This is a genomic window from Pseudomonas sp. GCEP-101 (assembly GCF_025133575.1).
GTDB classification, from domain to species: domain Bacteria; phylum Pseudomonadota; class Gammaproteobacteria; order Pseudomonadales; family Pseudomonadaceae; genus Pseudomonas; species Pseudomonas nitroreducens_B.
The window spans coordinates 5,537,691-5,554,217 of sequence record NZ_CP104011.1; the positions used below are offsets into that span (position 1 = coordinate 5,537,691).

General features: G+C 67.7%; 15 protein-coding genes. 9 read left to right on the top strand and 6 right to left on the bottom strand.

Annotated features, from left to right (window positions below; all coding sequences use genetic code 11):
• The first annotated feature begins 1 nt into the window (after nucleotide 1).
• From N0B71_RS24960 to N0B71_RS24975, 4 genes are read left to right on the top strand one after another with little or no spacing between them, the layout of a single operon-like run.
• A complete protein-coding gene (locus N0B71_RS24960; protein WP_259755597.1) occupies nucleotides 2–355 on the top strand; it encodes an anti-sigma regulatory factor in 354 nt (117 codons plus the stop codon).
• Nucleotides 352–1,326 (top strand): ATP-binding SpoIIE family protein phosphatase, encoded by a 975-nt coding sequence (locus tag N0B71_RS24965; protein WP_259755598.1) that lies wholly within the window; start codon nucleotides 352–354, stop codon nucleotides 1,324–1,326. Before N0B71_RS24960 ends, N0B71_RS24965 begins: the two co-directional genes overlap by 4 nt.
• Nucleotides 1,319–3,082 (top strand): ATP-binding protein, encoded by a 1,764-nt coding sequence (locus tag N0B71_RS24970; RefSeq protein ID WP_259755599.1) that lies wholly within the window; start codon nucleotides 1,319–1,321, stop codon nucleotides 3,080–3,082. Before N0B71_RS24965 ends, N0B71_RS24970 begins: the two co-directional genes overlap by 8 nt.
• Nucleotides 3,072–4,178: an ATP-binding response regulator gene (locus tag N0B71_RS24975; protein WP_259755600.1), complete on the top strand. Its 1,107-nt coding sequence runs from the start codon at nucleotides 3,072–3,074 to the stop codon at nucleotides 4,176–4,178. Before N0B71_RS24970 ends, N0B71_RS24975 begins: the two co-directional genes overlap by 11 nt.
• Before the next feature lie 137 nt (nucleotides 4,179–4,315).
• On the opposite strand, the gene N0B71_RS24980 is transcribed toward N0B71_RS24975, so the two are convergent.
• Nucleotides 4,316–5,728 (bottom strand): amino acid permease, encoded by a 1,413-nt coding sequence (locus N0B71_RS24980; protein ID WP_259755602.1) that lies wholly within the window; start codon nucleotides 5,726–5,728, stop codon nucleotides 4,316–4,318.
• 355 nt (nucleotides 5,729–6,083) lie between these two features.
• Here N0B71_RS24980 and N0B71_RS24985 point away from each other — a divergent pair, with 355 nt between their 5' ends.
• The 3 genes from N0B71_RS24985 to N0B71_RS24995 are packed head-to-tail and all read left to right on the top strand — an operon-like array spanning nucleotide 6,084 to nucleotide 9,128.
• Nucleotides 6,084–7,505, top strand: a complete 1,422-nt coding sequence (locus N0B71_RS24985; protein WP_259755604.1) for an aminotransferase-like domain-containing protein — start codon at nucleotides 6,084–6,086, stop codon at nucleotides 7,503–7,505.
• A gap of 7 nt (nucleotides 7,506–7,512) precedes the next feature.
• On the top strand, nucleotides 7,513–8,757 hold the full coding sequence (locus N0B71_RS24990) for an NAD(P)/FAD-dependent oxidoreductase (protein WP_259755606.1): 1,245 nt from the start codon (nucleotides 7,513–7,515) through the stop codon (nucleotides 8,755–8,757).
• A gap of 17 nt (nucleotides 8,758–8,774) precedes the next feature.
• Complete coding sequence (locus tag N0B71_RS24995) at nucleotides 8,775–9,128, top strand: RidA family protein (protein ID WP_259755607.1); 354 nt, start codon at nucleotides 8,775–8,777, stop codon at nucleotides 9,126–9,128.
• A 54-nt stretch (nucleotides 9,129–9,182) separates the two neighbouring features.
• Here the strand turns inward: N0B71_RS24995 and N0B71_RS25000 are convergent, their stop codons facing one another.
• Nucleotides 9,183–10,142, bottom strand: coding sequence for a bifunctional helix-turn-helix transcriptional regulator/GNAT family N-acetyltransferase (locus N0B71_RS25000; RefSeq protein WP_259755608.1), 960 nt, complete (start codon nucleotides 10,140–10,142; stop codon nucleotides 9,183–9,185).
• 163 nt (nucleotides 10,143–10,305) lie between these two features.
• Entirely contained in the window at nucleotides 10,306–11,214 is a 909-nt protein-coding gene (gene glsB, locus N0B71_RS25005) for a glutaminase B (RefSeq protein ID WP_259755609.1), read from the bottom strand.
• 235 nt (nucleotides 11,215–11,449) lie between these two features.
• Here glsB and N0B71_RS25010 point away from each other — a divergent pair, with 235 nt between their 5' ends.
• Nucleotides 11,450–13,030, top strand: a complete 1,581-nt coding sequence (locus N0B71_RS25010; protein ID WP_259755610.1) for a bifunctional 3-(3-hydroxy-phenyl)propionate/3-hydroxycinnamic acid hydroxylase — start codon at nucleotides 11,450–11,452, stop codon at nucleotides 13,028–13,030.
• A 64-nt stretch (nucleotides 13,031–13,094) separates the two neighbouring features.
• A complete protein-coding gene (locus N0B71_RS25015; RefSeq protein WP_259755611.1) occupies nucleotides 13,095–13,751 on the top strand; it encodes a TetR/AcrR family transcriptional regulator in 657 nt (218 codons plus the stop codon).
• A 4-nt stretch (nucleotides 13,752–13,755) separates the two neighbouring features.
• Here the strand turns inward: N0B71_RS25015 and N0B71_RS25020 are convergent, their stop codons facing one another.
• Genes N0B71_RS25020 through N0B71_RS25030 form a run of 3 tightly spaced genes read right to left on the bottom strand, consistent with a single transcriptional unit; the run spans nucleotide 13,756 to nucleotide 16,527 of the window.
• Complete coding sequence (locus N0B71_RS25020) at nucleotides 13,756–14,985, bottom strand: NADH:flavin oxidoreductase/NADH oxidase family protein (RefSeq protein ID WP_259755612.1); 1,230 nt, start codon at nucleotides 14,983–14,985, stop codon at nucleotides 13,756–13,758.
• Between the two features lie 54 nt (nucleotides 14,986–15,039).
• On the bottom strand, nucleotides 15,040–16,113 hold the full coding sequence (locus N0B71_RS25025; protein WP_259755613.1) for an amidohydrolase family protein: 1,074 nt from the start codon (nucleotides 16,111–16,113) through the stop codon (nucleotides 15,040–15,042).
• A gap of 33 nt (nucleotides 16,114–16,146) precedes the next feature.
• Nucleotides 16,147–16,527 (bottom strand): hypothetical protein, encoded by a 381-nt coding sequence (locus tag N0B71_RS25030; protein WP_259755614.1) that lies wholly within the window; start codon nucleotides 16,525–16,527, stop codon nucleotides 16,147–16,149.

Here is a 16,527-nt window from a genome sequence, read left to right on the forward strand (position 1 = left end):
CGTGGTCATCCGCCAGAAGGTCCGCCAGGCGGCCGAGCAGATACGGCTGGGGCTGGTCTCGCAGACCAAGATCGTCACCGCCGCCAGCGAGATCGCGCGTAACGCCCTGCTCTACGGCGGCGGCGGGCAATGCGTGGTGGAAATCACCCAGCGCGACGGCCGCGCGGCGGTCCGCCTGGTGATCAGCGACCAGGGGCCGGGCATCGCCAACATCGAACAGGCGCTGGTGGACGGCTACACCACGGGCAACGGCCTGGGCCTGGGGCTCAGCGGGTCGCGCCGGCTGGTGGATCAGTTCGCCATCCAGAGCGAACCAGGGACAGGTACGACCATCGAACTATGGAAGTGGAAATGAACGACGCGGCGCTACAGTTCAATCTCGCGGTATCGCACAGCGCGCATGTCGACGCCGCGCGCCGCGCGGCGGTCAACCTGGCGCGCGACGCCGGCGTCGGCCAGGCGCTGCTCGACCGCCTGACCCTGGTGGTGCAGGAGATGGCGCGCAACCTGGTGTTGCACGCCAGCGGCGGGGAGATGCTCTATTTCCAGGATGACGACCACCTGCAACTGCTCGCCGTGGACCGCGGGCCGGGCATGCAGGACGTGGCGCGCTGCCTGAGCGACAGCTTTTCCACCGCCGGCACCATGGGCGCAGGTCTTGGCGCGATCCGGCGGCAGGCCGACACCTTCGACCTCTATTCCGTGCCCGGCCAGGGCACGGTGCTGTTCGCCGGCTTCGACCTGCACGAGCGCAACGACCCGCTACAGGTCGCCGGCATCAGTACGCCCTACCCCGGCGAAGAAAGCTGCGGCGACGCCTGGGCGCGCAAGGGCAACCGCCTGATGGTCTGCGACGGCCTGGGCCATGGCCACGCCGCCAGCCTCGTCGCGACGCGGGCGCGGGAGATATTCCTGCAACATGATCTGAACCTGCCACAGGAAACGCTGCTCGAACGTATGCACCATGCTCTGGCTTCCACCCGTGGCGGCGCCGTGGCGCTGGCCGAAGTCCTGCCGCAACAGGCGGAGGTGCGCTTCTGCGCCATGGGCAACATCCTCGGCGTGCTCGATGACGGACGCAGCCGCAGCATGGTGTCGGGCAACGGCACGGTGGGGTACCGGATCGGCCGGATCAAGAGCTTCAGCTACCCCTGGTCGCCGTCCACCGTGCTGCTGATGGCCTCCGATGGCATCGGCACGCGTTTCAACCTGGGCGCCTATCCGGGCCTTGCCTCCCGCCATCCCGCGGTGATCGCGGGCGTTCTGCAGCGCGACTTCCGTCGGCACAACGACGACGCAACCCTGGTGGTGCTCAAACATGCCTGACCACTTTCGCATCGCCACCGTCCGCATCCGCGAGGAAATCGACGTGGTGACCTGTCGCCAGAGCGCGCGGCAGATCGCCAGCTGGCTGGAGCTGCCGCACCTCGAGCAGATCCGCTTCGCCACCGCCGTGTCCGAACTGGCGCGCAACACCTACCAGTACGCCGGCGAAGGGCTCTTTCATTTCGACATCAGCAGCAACGCGCAGGGCCTGCTGGAGCGCCTGTGCCTGGAAGCCCTGGACAACGGGCCGGGCATCGCCGACATCGAGCGCATCCTCGACGGCAGCTATGTCTCCCACACCGGCATGGGCCTGGGGCTGCGCGGCGCCCGGCGGCTGATGGACGAGTTCGACCTGCGCACCGGCGCCGAGGGCACGCGCATCCGCGCCTGCAAGTACATTACCGGCGCCCGCGCCACGCCCACCCCGGCGCGCATCCAGAGCATCCGCCAGCAACTGCAGCACAGCGGCGCCGCCGACCCCTTCGTCGAGCTGCAACTGAGCGGCAGCGAACTGCTGCTCACCGCCGGCGAACTGCAGGACAAGCAGCGGGAGCTCGAAGCCATCAACCTCGAACTGGAGAACACCAACAAGGGCGTGGTGGCGCTCTATTCGGAGCTGGAGAAAGCCAACGAGGAAGTGCGCGAGGCGAGCGCCTCCAAGAGCCGCTTCTTCGCCAACATGACCCACGAGATCCGCACGCCGATCAATATCGTCGAGAACATCAGCAAGCTGCTGCTCAACGGCCACGACGGCCCGCTCAACCCCGAGCAGCAGCGCCAGGTGGGCTTCATCAGCGAGGCCGCCGCCGAACTGTCGGGGCTGGTCAATGAACTGCTCGACCTGTCCAAGGCCGAGTCCGGCCGCAGCGAGATCTCGCCCTCGCACTTCACCCTGGCCGAGTTCACCGAGCAGCTGCGCCAGTGCGCCGGCGCCATCGCGCTGCGTTACCCGCAGTTGCAGTGGCAGGTCGCGGCGCCCGCCAGCGACGTCGCCCTGCAGACCGACCGGCACCTGCTGTTCCAGGTGATGCGCAACCTGATCGACAACGCCTTCAAGTACACGCCGCAGGGGCGCGTCAGCGTGCGCACCTACCTGCCCGACGACGAGACGGTCGAGTTCCTCGTCGAGGACACCGGCATCGGCATCGCCCCGGAAAACCAGGGCAAGGTCTTCGAGGAATTCCTGCGCATCCGCAACCCGGAACTTGCCAAGGTACAGGGCACCGGCCTGGGCCTGCCGCTGGCGCAACGCCTGGCGAGCCTGCTGCACGGCTCCATCAGCCTGGACAGCAGCCCCGGCCGCGGCAGCCGCTTCCTGCTGCGCCTGCGCCGCCGGCACGACGAGGCGACCGCCAGCGATGCACCGCTGGATCTGAGCGGCATCAACGTGCTGGTGGTGGATGACAGCGAGGCGGACCGCTACCTGCTGAACAAACTGCTGAGCCCCTACCAGGCCTCGGTCCACGAGGCGTGCAACGGCGCCGCCAGCATCGAGATGCTCTACGAGGTGCGCCCCGACCTGATCTTCCTCGACCTGGACCTGCCGGACATCGCCGGCGAGGACCTGCTCGACAACATGGACTGGGGCCTGCACGCCCGCGTGGTGATCAACACCGCCAAGCCTTTGGACGACGCCGCCCGCCAGCACCTGGCGCGCCATTCGCGGGCCATCGTACAGAAGTCGGCCACCGATTATGGCGAACAGGTCCTGCGCGAGGTGTCGCGCCTGATGGAGGAGCACCACCATGGGCGCTAAGAAGGTCCTGGTCATCGACGACCTCGAAGCCAACCGCTACATCCTGCGCAAGATCGTCGCCGGCGGATCGCAATACGAAGTGCTGGAAGCGGCCACCGGCGCCGAAGGCCTGGAGCTGATCCTGCAAGGCGTGGACGTGGTCATCCTGGACATCAACCTGCCGGACATGACCGGCTTCGAGCTGATCCAGCGGGCCGAGAAACGCCTGGGGCCCAAACGCCTGCCGGCGATCATCAACATCTCGGCCACCTTCGTCAGCGGCAAGGACAAGGCCACCGGCCTGAACGTCGGCGCCCGCGCCTACCTGACCCACCCGATCAACCCCGACGAGCTGATCGCCACCATCGGCAGCCTGCTCAAGAGCAGCACCCGGCTGCAGCGGGTCGAGCGCCAGCGCGACTGGGCCGAGGCGCGTACCGAGCAGATCAGCACGGAGAAGATCATGCTCGAGCGCTTCATGCGCTCCTTCAGCCACGACCTGCGCTCGCCGCTCGCCGCCGCCACCATGGCCACCGGGCTGATGCTGCGCAGCCCCACCCGGCGCACCGACGAATTGCTGAAGATCGTCGAGGACAACCTGCGCCGCGTCGACAACATGGTCGCCAACCTGCTGGACATCTCCCATGTCAGCGTCGGCGGCGGCATCCAGCTGCGCGGCGAGGCGACCGACCTGGGCGCCTGGATGCACGACGCCATCGCCACCCTCGGCCTGCAGGTCAGCAACCCGCTGGCGCTGCAGATCGACGGCGCGCTGGGCGAAGTGATCTGGGATACCACCGCCTTCCTGCGCATCCTCGAGAACCTGGTGGGCAACGCCGCCAAGCATGGCGCGCCGGAGCAGCCCATCTGCCTCGCGCTGTCCCGCCAGGAGCAGCACATCTGCCTGCGCGTCAGCAACACCGGCAGCTTCCCGGTGGAGGTGCTGAACAACCTCGCCACGCCCTACTTCATCTCCACCCGCAGCGACACCAAGGGCTGGGGCCTGGGGCTGCCCATCGTCAAGGCGCTGTGCGAAAGCTTCGGCGGCCGGGTGGGGTTCTGCAACGAAGGCAGCCGCGCGGTGGTCGACATCACCTTGCCGGCGCGGCTGGAATGAGGCGGCGTGCGCCGACAGCGCTGCGCCGAAGCCCTGAGCGGACTTTCACCAGACCTTCAGGGAGTGCCACATGACGACCGAAGGCGACCGCCTCATTGAACGAAAAACCCCGGAACAAGCCGGGGTTCTTCGTCTCATCAGCCGCGCCCTACCGCCACGCGCGACTCGCTGACCTTCAGGCGCGAACGTCGCCGACGCACCAGCAAATGCGCCGCCGAGACCACCGCCAGGCTCACCAGGCTGGCCAGCAGCTGGATGCGCAGATCATCCTGGAAGGCCATGGCCAACAGCACCCCGACGATCGAGGCGATCACCGCGTAGGACAACCCCGGGAACAACCACATGCGCAGCGTCAGGCGCTGCGGCGCTTCGCGCTCCAGCTGGCGACGCAGACGCACCTGGGCGACGGCGATCGCCAGGTAGACGAACAGCATGATCGCCCCCGACGCGTTCACCAGGAACAGGAACACCCCCTGTGGCGAGGCAATGGCGGCGGCGATGGCGATATAGCCGATCACGCTGCTGAGCAGCACTGCCATGCGCGGGACCTTGCGGCCGGTCAGTTGCGACAGCGAGGCCGGCGCATCGCCGCGCTCGCTGAGGCCGAAGAGGATGCGCGAGGACACATAGAGCCCGGAGTTGAGCGCCGAGAGCACCGCCACCAGCACCACGCCCTGCATGATCAGGGTCGCGCCCGGCACCTTCATCACTTCCATGGCCGCAACGAAGGGAGAATGCCCCGGTACGATGCTGCCCCAGGGCACGATGCAGACGATCAGCAGGATCGACGCGACGTAGAAGGCGATCACCCGGAAGATCACCGAGCGCGTCATGGCGGCGACGCTCTTGGACGGATCATCCGACTCGGCCGCGGCGATGGTGGCGATCTCCGCGCCGCCCACGGCGAAAATCACCGTCGGTACGCCAGCCAGCACCGCGCCGATGCCATAGGGCATGAAGCCGCGGTCGTTGACCAGGTTGCCCAGCAGCGCGCTGGTGCTCGGCGCCCAGCCGAACAGGTAGGCGCAGCCCAGGCCGATGAAGACGATGATGGCGAACACCTTGAGCGAGGCGAACCAGTACTCGAATTCGCCGTAGGACTTCACCGACAGGCAATTGATGGCGGTCATGATCGCCAGCAGGCTCAGGCCGATGGCCCAGGCCGGCAGCGGGATCCACTGCTTGAGGATGTCGGCGCCGACCACCGCCTCCACCGCCACGACAATCACCCAGAAGTACCAGTACAACCAACCGCTGGTGAAGCCCACCCAGTTGCCCAGGCCCAGGCGGGCGTACTCGGTGAAGGAGCCGACGCCGGGAATCGCCACCGCCATCTCGCCCAGCATGCGCATCACCAGCATCACCACGATGCCGGCGGCGAGATAACTCAGGAAGGCTGCCGGGCCGATGGCGCCGATGGTGGCGCTGCTGCCGACGAACAATCCCGCGCCGATGATGCCGCCCAGCGAGATCATGGTGATGTGGCGCTGGCGCAATGCACCGCTCAGGCGGCGCTCGCGCGGGGCGTCGAGCTTCAGTGGCCGGCTCATGGGTGCACCTCCGGGTGGGTTGTATCGGCGAACAACCAGGACTCGTCAGCCGAGACAATGGTTGATGGAGTGTAGAGCGACGCTGGATACTCTGGGCGCCCACCGGTACCCGCCGAGTTCAGGAAGCGCGCTGGCGCCCTGACGGGAGCGGGCACGCGGCGATGGAGCGGCTGTTCTGTCATGTCGAATTCCTGCCATAAGGTGCGTTGTTTTTGTAATGCATGACAAGCAATACAATTCGAAGCTAACAAGCGATATATTGCTTGTCAACATGGATTGTCATGGATAAAAATGCATGACAAGTGATGTTTTTATCCGGTTAACTGCAGGATAAGTACAAGGAACCCCTCAGGCCATGAGCCCATTCGAAACCCTTCTGACTGCCCTCAAGACCGACGCCCTGCTGCAGCGCGACGGCGCCGAGACGCTCTATGCGCAGCTGGCCGGCGCCCTGACCGAGGCGATCCGCAGCGGCGCCCTGCAGCCGGGTGAGCGGTTGCCGCCGCACCGCGAACTGGCCAGCGAGCTGGGCATCAACATCACCACCGTGACCCGCGCCATGGCTGTGCTGCAGGAGCAGGGGCTGATCGAAAGCCGCCCGGGCCGTGGCACCCAGGTCGCCCATCCGCGCCAGCCTGCGGTGCAGTTCCAGTCCGCGCCCAGCGATGCGCCGGGGTTGATCGACCTGAGCGTCAACCGCCCCGCCACCGACGCCTACAACAAGGCGCTGGTCGCCCTGCTGCCGCGTCTTGGCAACGACCCACGCTTCAGCGGCATGAAGGACTATCACCCTTCCGAGGGCATGCCCTGGGCGCGCGAGGCGGCAGCGCACTGGCTGCGGACGCTGGACGTCCCCGCCGAGGCCGGCAACCTGGTCGTCACCGAAGGCGCGCAGCACGGCATTGCCTGCATCCTGCGCGCGATGACGGCGGCCGGCGACACCGTGCTGGCCGATAGCATCACTTACCAGGGCATCAATGCCCTGTGCCGCTCGCTGGGCCTGAACCTGGTGGGCGTGGACGGCGACGCGCGCGGCATGAGTCCGCAGGCCCTCAGCGAGGCCATCGCAACCCACGCACCGCGCCTGCTGTTCCTCGTGCCGTCGATCCACAACCCCACCGCCATCACCCTCGATGCGCAACGTCGCGCGGAGTTGCTGGCGGTGATGGAGCCTCACGACGACCTCTGGCTGATCGAAGACGACGTCTACCGTGCGTTGCTCGAACACCGCGACGACACCTTTATCACCCACCGTCCGCAGCGCACGTTCTACGTCACCGCGCTTTCCAAGTGCATCGCTCCCGGCCTGCGCATGGGCTTTGTGGTGGCACCGCCCGCCCAGGTGCAGAACATCGCCGCTACCTTGCGCATCGACTGCTGGAGCACCTCGCCGCTGAACGCGCTGATTGCTACCCGGTTGATCGAAGAGCGTGTCAGCGACGAGCTGATCGCCCACCAGCGCGAGGAACTGCGCGCCCGCCAGGCGCTGCTGGCCGAGCACCTGAAGGGCCTGCGCTACCAGGCCAGCGACGTCGGCACCCACGCCTGGCTGCACCTGCCCGAGCCCTGGAATGCCTCGCGCTTTGCCCGTCTCTGCCAGGAACAGGGCGTCGGCGTGCTGCCCGGCGGTGCCTTCAGCCTGCGCCAGGACCAGTCACCCAACGCGGTGCGCATCAATCTTTCCGCGGCCAAGTCGCGCGAGCAGCTGGTCCAGGCCCTGGACGTCATCGCCCGTCTCGCGCAGCAAGGCCATCTCCACATGCACGACAGGGTCTGAAACCTCGATGAAATTGCCGGAACGTTGTGAAGTTGCCGTCGTCGGCGCCGGAGCGGTGGGCGTCGCCACCGCCCTCTGGCTGCGCCGCCAGGGCTATCAAGTGATTGTGCTGGAGCGCGACGCGGTCGCCGCCGGCGCCTCCTACGGCAATGCCGGCACCTTCGCACCCTACGGCTGCATGCCCATCGCGCAACCGGGCCTGCTCAAGGACATTCCGCGCCTGCTGTTTTCACCTGACTCGCCCTTCGTCATCCGCTGGTCGCGCCTGCCGCGGCTGATGCCCTGGCTGCTGCGCTTCCTCGACCAGTGCCGACCGCAGAACTTCCAACGCAACGCCACCGCCCTCGCCCAACTGCTGCAGCACACCTACGAGGGTTACGCGCCACTGCTGGACGAGGCGCCCGCTGCCAACCGGCATCTGCGCCACAAGGGCTGCATCTACGCCTATGCCAGCCAGGACAGCCTGCGCGCCGCGGATGCCGGTTACGCCCTGCGCGAGCGATTTGGCATTCCCCAGCAACGCCTGGGCCGCGAGGAGCTTGAGGCACTTGAACCGGCGCTGGCGGGCAAGAGCGTGGGCGGCATCCTGTTCCCCGAGTCGTCGCACCTGGACGATCCACAACGCTTCTTCGAGGACCTGGCCGCTCCGCTGCTGGCCGAGGGCGCCCTCCACTTCAATGCGGTGGAGCGGCTCAGCCGGCAGCGCAACGGTCTGCAACTGGATTGCGCGGATGGCCAGCGCCTGCTCGCCGATCGCGTGGTGCTCTGTGGCGGCGCCTGGTCCGCCGCCCTCGCCCGCCAGGTGGGCGACCGCATCCCGCTGGACACCGAACGGGGCTACCACCTGGAGTTCGACCTCGACGACACCCTGCTCGAGCGCCCCTGCTGCCCGGTGGAAAGCGCCTTCTACATGACCCCCATGGCCGGCCGCCTGCGCGTGGCCGGCACCGTGGAACTGGGCTCGATCCGCGACGCGGCCAACCCGCAGCGCTTCGACTACCTGGAACAGCGGGTGCGCCGCGTGCTCGGCCTGCGCGCTCCGGTGGCGCGGCGCTGGCTGGGCTTCCGGCCGTCGCTGCCGGACTCGCTGCCGGTGATCGGCGCTTCCCCCAATGAGCCACGGCTGATTCACGCCTTCGGCCACCAGCATCTCGGCCTCACCCTTGCTGGCGCCACCGGGCAACTGGTCGCCCAGATCCTCGATGGCAGGGCGCCGGACTGGCTCGACAGTTTTTCCGCACGACGCTTCTGACCCAAGGAGTTCCACCCATGAGTATCCAGCGCAAGCAGACCGGCCCACGCATGAGCCAGATCGTCATCCACCGCGACACCGTTTACCTCGCCGGCCAGGTCGGCGAGGTGCACCAATCGGTGGCGGAGCAGACCCGCACCGCACTGGCGCACGTCGACGCCCTGCTCGATGAAGCCGGCACCACGCGCCAGCACCTCTTGCAGACCATCATCTGGCTCGCCGACATGGCCGACTTCGCCGAGATGAACGCCGTGTGGGATGCCTGGGTGCCCGCCGGCCACGCTCCGGCGCGGGCCTGCGGCGAAGCGAAACTGGCAGACCCTCGGTTGCGGGTAGAGGTGATCGTTACCGCAGCCATCGAAGCTGCCTGATATCCAGCCACAAGGAAGACAGTCACGGAGGCAGCGACAAGCCCCGGTCTTTCGTCAGCTGCGACGGGTGAGATCGCGCGTGAACTGCTGCTCCGTGACGCTCGTGCCCCATTGGTCGCCCTGCGCTTCGCGGGTCAGCTCGAAGCCGAACGACTCGTAGAGCCGGCGCGCCGCATCCAGGCCCTTGAATGTCCAGAGCTGGACGGCGGAGAAGCCCTGCTCGGCGCAGAAGGCCATGGCCTCCTCCAGCAGGCGGCGCCCCACGCCCTGGCCCCGACAGTGCTCGTCGAGGATGAACCAGCGCAGGTGCGCCTCGCCGTTGCCCAGGTCCTCGCCATCGATGGCGACCGAGCCGACTATTCGCGGACCCTGCTCGGCCACCCAGATGCCATTGCGTGGCTGGTTCAGGCGCCCGGCGAAGGCTGCGATGCCGGTTGCCACCTGGCTTTCGAAGAACTGCCCGAAGCCGGAATGCCGCGAGTAGAAGCTGGCGTGCATTTCCGTCACGCGCCCGATCAGCCCGGGACGATACCCCGACGACACCCGGATGACCGAACCGGCCGGCGGTTCCGCGCCGAGGCGCTGTGCCCTCAGGGCCTGCGCGTAGGCCTCCAGCCCCTGCGCGATGGAACGCTGTTGCGCGCCGTCCAACGCTGTCAGCGCGGTCGTCACCTGCCGCTGACCGTAGGCATGGATGGCGCCGACCGTACGCGTTCCCTGGGCCGTCAGGCTGAGTCGCTTGGTTCGCGCATCGTCATCCGACGCGGTCTCTTGCACCTCACCGGAGCGAACGAGCTTCGCCACCAGGCGGCTGACGCTGGATTTTTCCAGCCCGAGAACCTGCACGAGCTGCGCGGCGCTCAGCGTACCGCGGGCGCTCAACTCCAGCAGGGTGTGGACGGCGGAGGGCGAGTAATCGGTACCCGCCAGGGTCGTGCGCATGAACCCCAGCTCGCGGACCATGGTGCGCGACGCGGCGCGAACCTGCTCCACCACGGATGGATCGATCGTCATGGCATTTCCCCCGCCTAATTAGTTGCACGATACAACCATATCCTGGCGGATCGGTCGAGGGCGACACGACCAGCTGCTTGCTGCGGCAACTGCGTCGAACCGCCTCCGCAGCGGGCCCGGTAGTCAGTGCCCGACGAATCGCCGGCCGCACGCCTGCCCGGCGTCAGAACACCGACCAGCCGATCCGCGAGCTGAGCAGTTCGAGCGCCGCCATGCCGGCGAGGGAGTTGCCCGCCGCATTCAGCTCCGGCGACCACACGCAGACGCTGAACTGGCCGGGTACGACGGCCACGATCCCGCCGCCGACGCCGCTCTTGCCGGGCAGCCCCACGCGGTAGGCGAAGTTGCCCGCTTCGTCGTACAGCCCGCTGGTGGCCATGATCGAGTTGACCTGCTGGGTCTGGCGCCGGGTCAGGATCTGCTCGCCGCTGTGCTTGCAGAACCCGTCGTTGGCCAGGAAACAGAACGCCCGGGCCAGGTCGAGGCAGGTCATCTGCAGCGCGCAGTAGCTGAAATAGCTGCGCAGCACTGTCTCGACCTCGTTGTGGAAGTTACCGAAGGACTGCATCAGGTACGCCATGGCGGCGTTGCGCGCGCGGAACTGGTACTCCGAATCGGCGACACGGGCATCCATCGTCACGTGGGGATTGCCCGACAGGCGGCGGACGAAATCGCGCATCGACAGGATGGGGGCGGCAAAGCGCGACTGGTTGATATCGCAGATCACCAGCGCACCGGCATTGATGAACGGATTGCGCGGACGCCCGCGTTCGAACTCCAGCTGCACCAGGGAGTTGAACGGCTGGCCCGAGGGCTCATGGCCCAGACGCTCCCAGATCGCTTCCCCGGAATGGCCGATCGCCTGAACCAGGCTGAACACCTTGGAAATACTCTGCACCGAGAACGGCACCAGCGCGTCGCCGGCGCAGTAATAACTGCCGTCGTTGCCATAGACGGCAATGCCCAACTGCTGGGCCGGCACGTCCGCCAGCGCGGGGATGTAGTCGGCCACTTTGCCCTTGCCGATCAAGGGGCGTACTTCTTCGAGAATCTCGTTCAACAGCGTTTGCATGGCAGGCCCTGTTATCAGTCCCCAGACAACGGCGCGGGGCAGATTCCTTGACGCAGGTCGAACCGGGGAAATCACATCGTCGGGCTCAAAATGGCAGGAGGGAGGCGGCGGGGAGGATTCGGCCGCAGACGCCGTATTTGTGACACAACACCCAATATTGAAACATTCGTCAATTTTGATAGAGTCCGAAACGGGACCTCCCCGGCCCGCCCCACTCCGTTTCAGGACCCGCCCCATGCATAACAACAACAAGCAACTGCCCTGCTCGATTGATGTCCTGGTCATTGGCAACGGCCCGGTCGGCGCGACACTCGCCGCGCTGCTCGGCCGCTACGGCGTCAATGCCCTGGTCGTGGACAAGGTCCATGACGTCCTGCTGATGCCGCGCGCCATCGCGCTGGACAACGAGGCGCTGCGCATCCTGCAGCTCGCCGGCCTGGCGGAAGACGCCTTCGATACCCTGACCATCGGCCAGGTAAAAATGCACTGCCCGCTGGTGGGGCAATTCGGCCAGGCCAACACCCGCGGCCGGATCGACGGCCACCCAAAGCTGGTGACCTTCTATCAGCCGGACCTGGAGCAGGCGATGCGCAAGCAGGCCGCGCATTACGCCAACGTGCAGTTCCAGGGCGGCCTGACGCTGCGGGACCTGGTGCAGGACGGGACGGGCGTGTCCGCCTCGCTGGAAGACGACAGCGGCCAGGTCCACCAGGTCCGTGCCGCGTACCTGGTCGGGGCCGATGGCGCCAGCTCGAAGGTCCGCACGCTCATTGGCCAGGACTTCGAAGGACAGAGCTACGCCGAGGACTGGCTGATCGTCGATGCCGGTTCCCGCCACGGCCAGGCGATCGACCACGTCGAGTTTCTCTGCGATCACCGTCGCCCCACACCGCACATGCCCGCACCAGGCGGCCGCGAGCGCTGGGAGTTCATGCTGCAGCGGGGCGAAACCCGCGCCGAGATGGAAAGCGACGAGCGCATCAGCCAGCTCCTGCAGCCCTGGATTCCCGCGGGCCAGCTGCACATCGAACGCAAGGCCGTGTACCGGTTCCACGCGCGCTGCTGCGACTCCTTCCAGAAGGGCCGGGTCTTCCTGATCGGCGATGCCGCGCACATCACCCCGCCCTTCGTTGGCCAGGGCCTGGTGGCTGGTCTGCGCGATGCCGCCAACCTGGCATGGAAGCTGAGCTGGGTGCTCCAGGGCCGGGCGTCGCAGGCGATTCTCGACACCTACGATGAGGAACGTCGCCCTCACGCCCGCGAGATGATCGCGCTGGCCAAGCTCATGGGCCGCCTGGTGATGCCCGGCAACGCCTGGGCAGCCGCCACGATCCACGGCCTGATGAAGGCGCTGCGCCTGATCCCGGCCGCGCGCCGGCATTTCGAGGACCTCGACATCAAGCCGAAGAACCGCTTCAAGCGTGGCCTGTTCACGCCGGACAAACGCCGCAAGGGCCCAGCCAACGGCGCCCTCTTCCCGCAGGGCTGGGTGCGCCACCAGGGCCGGGTCTGCCTGAGCGATGACCTGCTGGGCGACCGCCTGCAACTGGTGGGCCTGGGCACGAACCCGCGCAGCTGGCTGGACACGCACCAACAGCAGCAGTGGGAGGCAATGGGCGGCGGCTTCCTGCAGATCGGGCTGGAACGCAGCGGCGGCGCTGCGGAATTCGCCGAGGAACTGGACGGCAACCTGCTGGGCGCCTGGGCCGCGCCGACCCTCGCGGTGGTGCGCCCGGACCGCATCATCATGCACCAGGCGCCGGCCCACCGCGCCGACGACCTGTTGCAGCGCTGCCAGGCGCTGCTGCGCGCCTGAAGCAGTACCCCATGGCAGCGGGCTTCCCTTATTATCGGCGCAGTTCCGCTGCCAGGTTCGCCCCATGACCGATCGCCCTGCTTCGCCCCGCCCAGAGTCTCCCGTCGAGCCGTTGACGCGTGGCCACAAGAAGCGTGCGCGCACGCGCCAGGGCCTGCTGGACGCGGCACTGCGCCTGTTCTCCCGGCAGGATGTGGCGGCCACGGCGCTGCAGGAACTGGCCACCGAGGCGGAGGTGTCGACGGGCACCATCTACAACTACTTCCGCACGCGCGAGGAGTTGGCCGAGGCGGTCGGCCTGGCGCTGGCCAGCGAGTTTTCCGAGACCATCACGGAACTCAGCGAGGGCGTCTCCAGCGGCGCCCAGCGCCTGGCCATCGGTGTGCGGATGTTCATTCGCCAGGCCCAGGCGGACCCGCAATGGGCCAGCGCCCTGGTGCGGGTGATCCACTTCGACCGCGCCATGCATTCCAAGCTCGCCGGGTATGTGCTCAACGACCTGCGCGCGGGGCTCGCGGAAGGAACGCTCCGCTATACCGACGAAGGCATCGCGCTGGACCTGGTGGTGTCCGCCGCCACCGGCGCCATGCGCGCGACCCTGGATGGCCGGGCGATTCCTGACCACGACGTGCGGGTCACCGAGATGATCCTCCTCGCCCTCGGCGCGACAGCGGCAAAGGCGAAGAAGATCGCCGCCCTGCCCCTGCCGCAGGGCGACTGACGCTTCAGGGCTGGACCACCCAGCGTCGATAGCGGCGCGACTGCCGGCTCGTCTTGAGCTGGTTGCCGATCAGCGCCAGCAACGGCGAGATGCGCGGGTTCGTCGGTCGGCCCTGGCTGAGCAGTGTCAGTTGCTTCTTGACGATCGACTGCGTGGCGGCGGAGGCAAATGCCTTGTTCTTCCACGGCACCCGGATCGGCTCGATCGACGCCCCTTCGCCATTGCGCCAGCGCCGCGGCAACGCAGGGTCGACCGCCAGCGCGGTGGCCATGCCCACCATCGAGACCGGCCCCTGGAGCACCTGCTCCGCCACCTCGCGTCGGCGAATGCCGCCGGTGACCATCACCGGCATGGCGGCCGCCGCGGCGATGCGCTCGGCGAACTCGAGGAAGTACGCCTCGCGCGCCAGGGTACTGCCGTCCCGCGTCTGCCCCTGCATCGCCGGGCTCTCGTAGCTGCCGCCGGAGATCTCCACCAGGTCGACGGAGCGCTCGTTGAGCATGCGCACCACCGCCTCGGCGTCGTGCGCCTCGAAGCCGCCGCGCTGGAAATCCGCCGAGTTGAGCTTCACCGCCACGCAGAAGGTCGGGGCCACCTGGGCCCTGATCGCCTCCACCGTGCGCAGCAGGATGCGCGCGCGGTTGTCGAGGCTGCCGCCCCATTGGTCGTCACGCCGATTGCTCAGCGGCGAGAGGAACTGGCTGAACAGGTAGCCATGCGCGGCATGCACCTGCACGCCGGTGAAGCCGGCTCGCTCGGCCAGCCGGGCGGCCTCCACGTAGCGCTGAATCAGCCCGGTGATTTCCGCCTCGGCGAGCGCCCGCGGTTGGGCGAACAGGTTCTTCAGGCCCGGTATGTCCACGGCGATGGCTGACGGCCCCAGCGCCGGCTGCCCCAGCGCCGCCATCAGCTGACGGCCCGGATGATTGATCTGCATCCAGGCCTGGGCTCCGTGGCTGCGGCACACCTCGGCCCAGGCGCTGAAGCGGCGCAGCAGCCGGTCGTTTTCCAGGACCACGCCAGCCGGCCCGGTCAGCGCGCGGCGATCGACCATCACGTTGCCGGTGATGATCAGCCCCGCGCCGCCCTCCGCCCAGCGGCGATAGAGACGGGTCAGCGACTCCCCCGGCGCATGGTCGGCATCGGCCAGGTTCTCTTCCATCGCGGCCTTGGCGATGCGGTTGGGGATCACCTGGCCGTTGGGCAGGTGCAAGGGTTCGAACAGGGTGCTCATGGGTTCAATCCTTCGGATTCGGTGGCTGGGCGTTGCAGGTGGTGACGGCCTGGGTCAACGGCTGCGTACCCGCTCGACGTAGGCGCCCAGCGGCCGGGTCAGCCTGCGCTTGAGCCGGCTGCCGAAGGATTCGCCCCGAAAGACCGGCGCCGCGACCACCTGCTCCTGCGCCTCGCGGTACTGCGGGAAGAGGCGCAGGGCATGGCCGCGATTGATGCCGTAGCGCTGCTCCGCCGACCACAACGGGTTGGCTTCCAGGGTCTGGCAGGTCAGGGTCGTGACCGGCGCCGGGGCGAAGGGGAAATCGCTGCCGAAGAGAATCTGCGACGGCGCTACCAGCTCCTTCAGCGCCGCCATGGAATAGCGCGAGGGCGACAGTGCGGTGTCGTAATAGAAGCGCTGGAGGTAGTTCATCACTCCTTGCGGCGCCTTGTCCTGGAACTGCGGCAGGGCATTGGCCAGCGACACGCGCCAGGCCACGTAGGGCAGGAAACCGCCGCCGTGGGCCAGGATCCAGCGGATGCGCGGGTACTTCTCCAGGGTGCCGGTGAGGATCAGGTTGACCGCCGCGCGGGTGGTGTCGCAGAGGAACTCGACGAGAAAACCCGGTGCGGCGATGCCGAGCTTCTCGCTGCTCTCGTGCATGTTCGGGTGGACGAAGACGATGGCCGCCCGGCGGTCCAGCTCGGCCATCAGCTCGTCGAAGCGCGCATCGCCGAGGAACACGCCGTCGGTACTGCCCAGCAGCACCACGCCGTCGGCCGCGAGTTCGTCCAGCGCGCGGACCGCTTCGCGGCAGGCGGCCTCCGTGAAGGGTGTCGGCAGCACGGCGAAGTTGCCGAATCGGCCGGGATGGTCGCTGCGCATCTGCGCGGCGAAATCGTTGCAGCGCATGGCCAGCTCGCGCGCCTGCTCCACCCCGCCGCCGAAATGCACGCCCGGCGCCGACAGCGAGGTGATGGCGGTCTGGATGCCGTTGAGGTCCATCACCTCGATGGACTTCTGCGGCGTCCAGGTCGGCAGTGGCGCGCCGGCGACCATGGTCAGCCCCTTCTTCGCCATGGTGTCGACGAAGGCCGGCGGGATGATGTGGTGGTGCACGTCGATTCGTCCGTGCTGGATCGTCATGGTGGTTGTCCTTGTGCTGATCCGGGGGCGGGCCTAGGCGGTCCGCGCGATCTTCATGGCTTCGTTGAACCACAGGGCCACCGCGAAACGGCCCTGCAGCCGGCACTGGCCGGCCTCGACGGCGCGCAGCATGTCCGTTTCGTCGCGACTGAGCATGACCCGCAAGGCATCGCCGCTGCTGCGCCAGTGCTGGGTGAAGTCCGGCCGCCGATGCACGCCGCGATGCAGGCTGAGCACGCCGCCGCGCAGCTGGTAGTAGCCGCCGACGCCGTCGGCGGAGAGTACCTGCAGCACGAAGGATTCCTCGTGCAGCAGTTCCTTGAAGCGCGCCGAACGGCGCTCGGCACGGCGCAGCAGGGGGATCGAGGCCAGCATCAGCAGCCGCAGTTTCAGGGAATCGAAGAAGGCGCTCAT

Coding starts and splice junctions, on each gene's coding strand:
- N0B71_RS24965 (WP_259755598.1), top strand. CDS start 352: ATGAACGACGCGGCGCTACAGTTCAATCTCGCGGTATCGCACAGCGCG.
- N0B71_RS24970 (WP_259755599.1), top strand. CDS start 1,319: ATGCCTGACCACTTTCGCATCGCCACCGTCCGCATCCGCGAGGAAATC.
- N0B71_RS24975 (WP_259755600.1), top strand. CDS start 3,072: ATGGGCGCTAAGAAGGTCCTGGTCATCGACGACCTCGAAGCCAACCGC.
- N0B71_RS24980 (WP_259755602.1), bottom strand. CDS start 5,728: ATGAGCCGGCCACTGAAGCTCGACGCCCCGCGCGAGCGCCGCCTGAGC.
- N0B71_RS24985 (WP_259755604.1), top strand. CDS start 6,084: ATGAGCCCATTCGAAACCCTTCTGACTGCCCTCAAGACCGACGCCCTG.
- N0B71_RS24990 (WP_259755606.1), top strand. CDS start 7,513: ATGAAATTGCCGGAACGTTGTGAAGTTGCCGTCGTCGGCGCCGGAGCG.
- N0B71_RS24995 (WP_259755607.1), top strand. CDS start 8,775: ATGAGTATCCAGCGCAAGCAGACCGGCCCACGCATGAGCCAGATCGTC.
- N0B71_RS25000 (WP_259755608.1), bottom strand. CDS start 10,142: ATGACGATCGATCCATCCGTGGTGGAGCAGGTTCGCGCCGCGTCGCGC.
- glsB (WP_259755609.1), bottom strand. CDS start 11,214: ATGCAAACGCTGTTGAACGAGATTCTCGAAGAAGTACGCCCCTTGATC.
- N0B71_RS25010 (WP_259755610.1), top strand. CDS start 11,450: ATGCATAACAACAACAAGCAACTGCCCTGCTCGATTGATGTCCTGGTC.
- N0B71_RS25015 (WP_259755611.1), top strand. CDS start 13,095: ATGACCGATCGCCCTGCTTCGCCCCGCCCAGAGTCTCCCGTCGAGCCG.
- N0B71_RS25020 (WP_259755612.1), bottom strand. CDS start 14,985: ATGAGCACCCTGTTCGAACCCTTGCACCTGCCCAACGGCCAGGTGATC.
- N0B71_RS25025 (WP_259755613.1), bottom strand. CDS start 16,113: ATGACGATCCAGCACGGACGAATCGACGTGCACCACCACATCATCCCG.
- N0B71_RS25030 (WP_259755614.1), bottom strand. CDS start 16,527: ATGAGCGCCTTCTTCGATTCCCTGAAACTGCGGCTGCTGATGCTGGCC.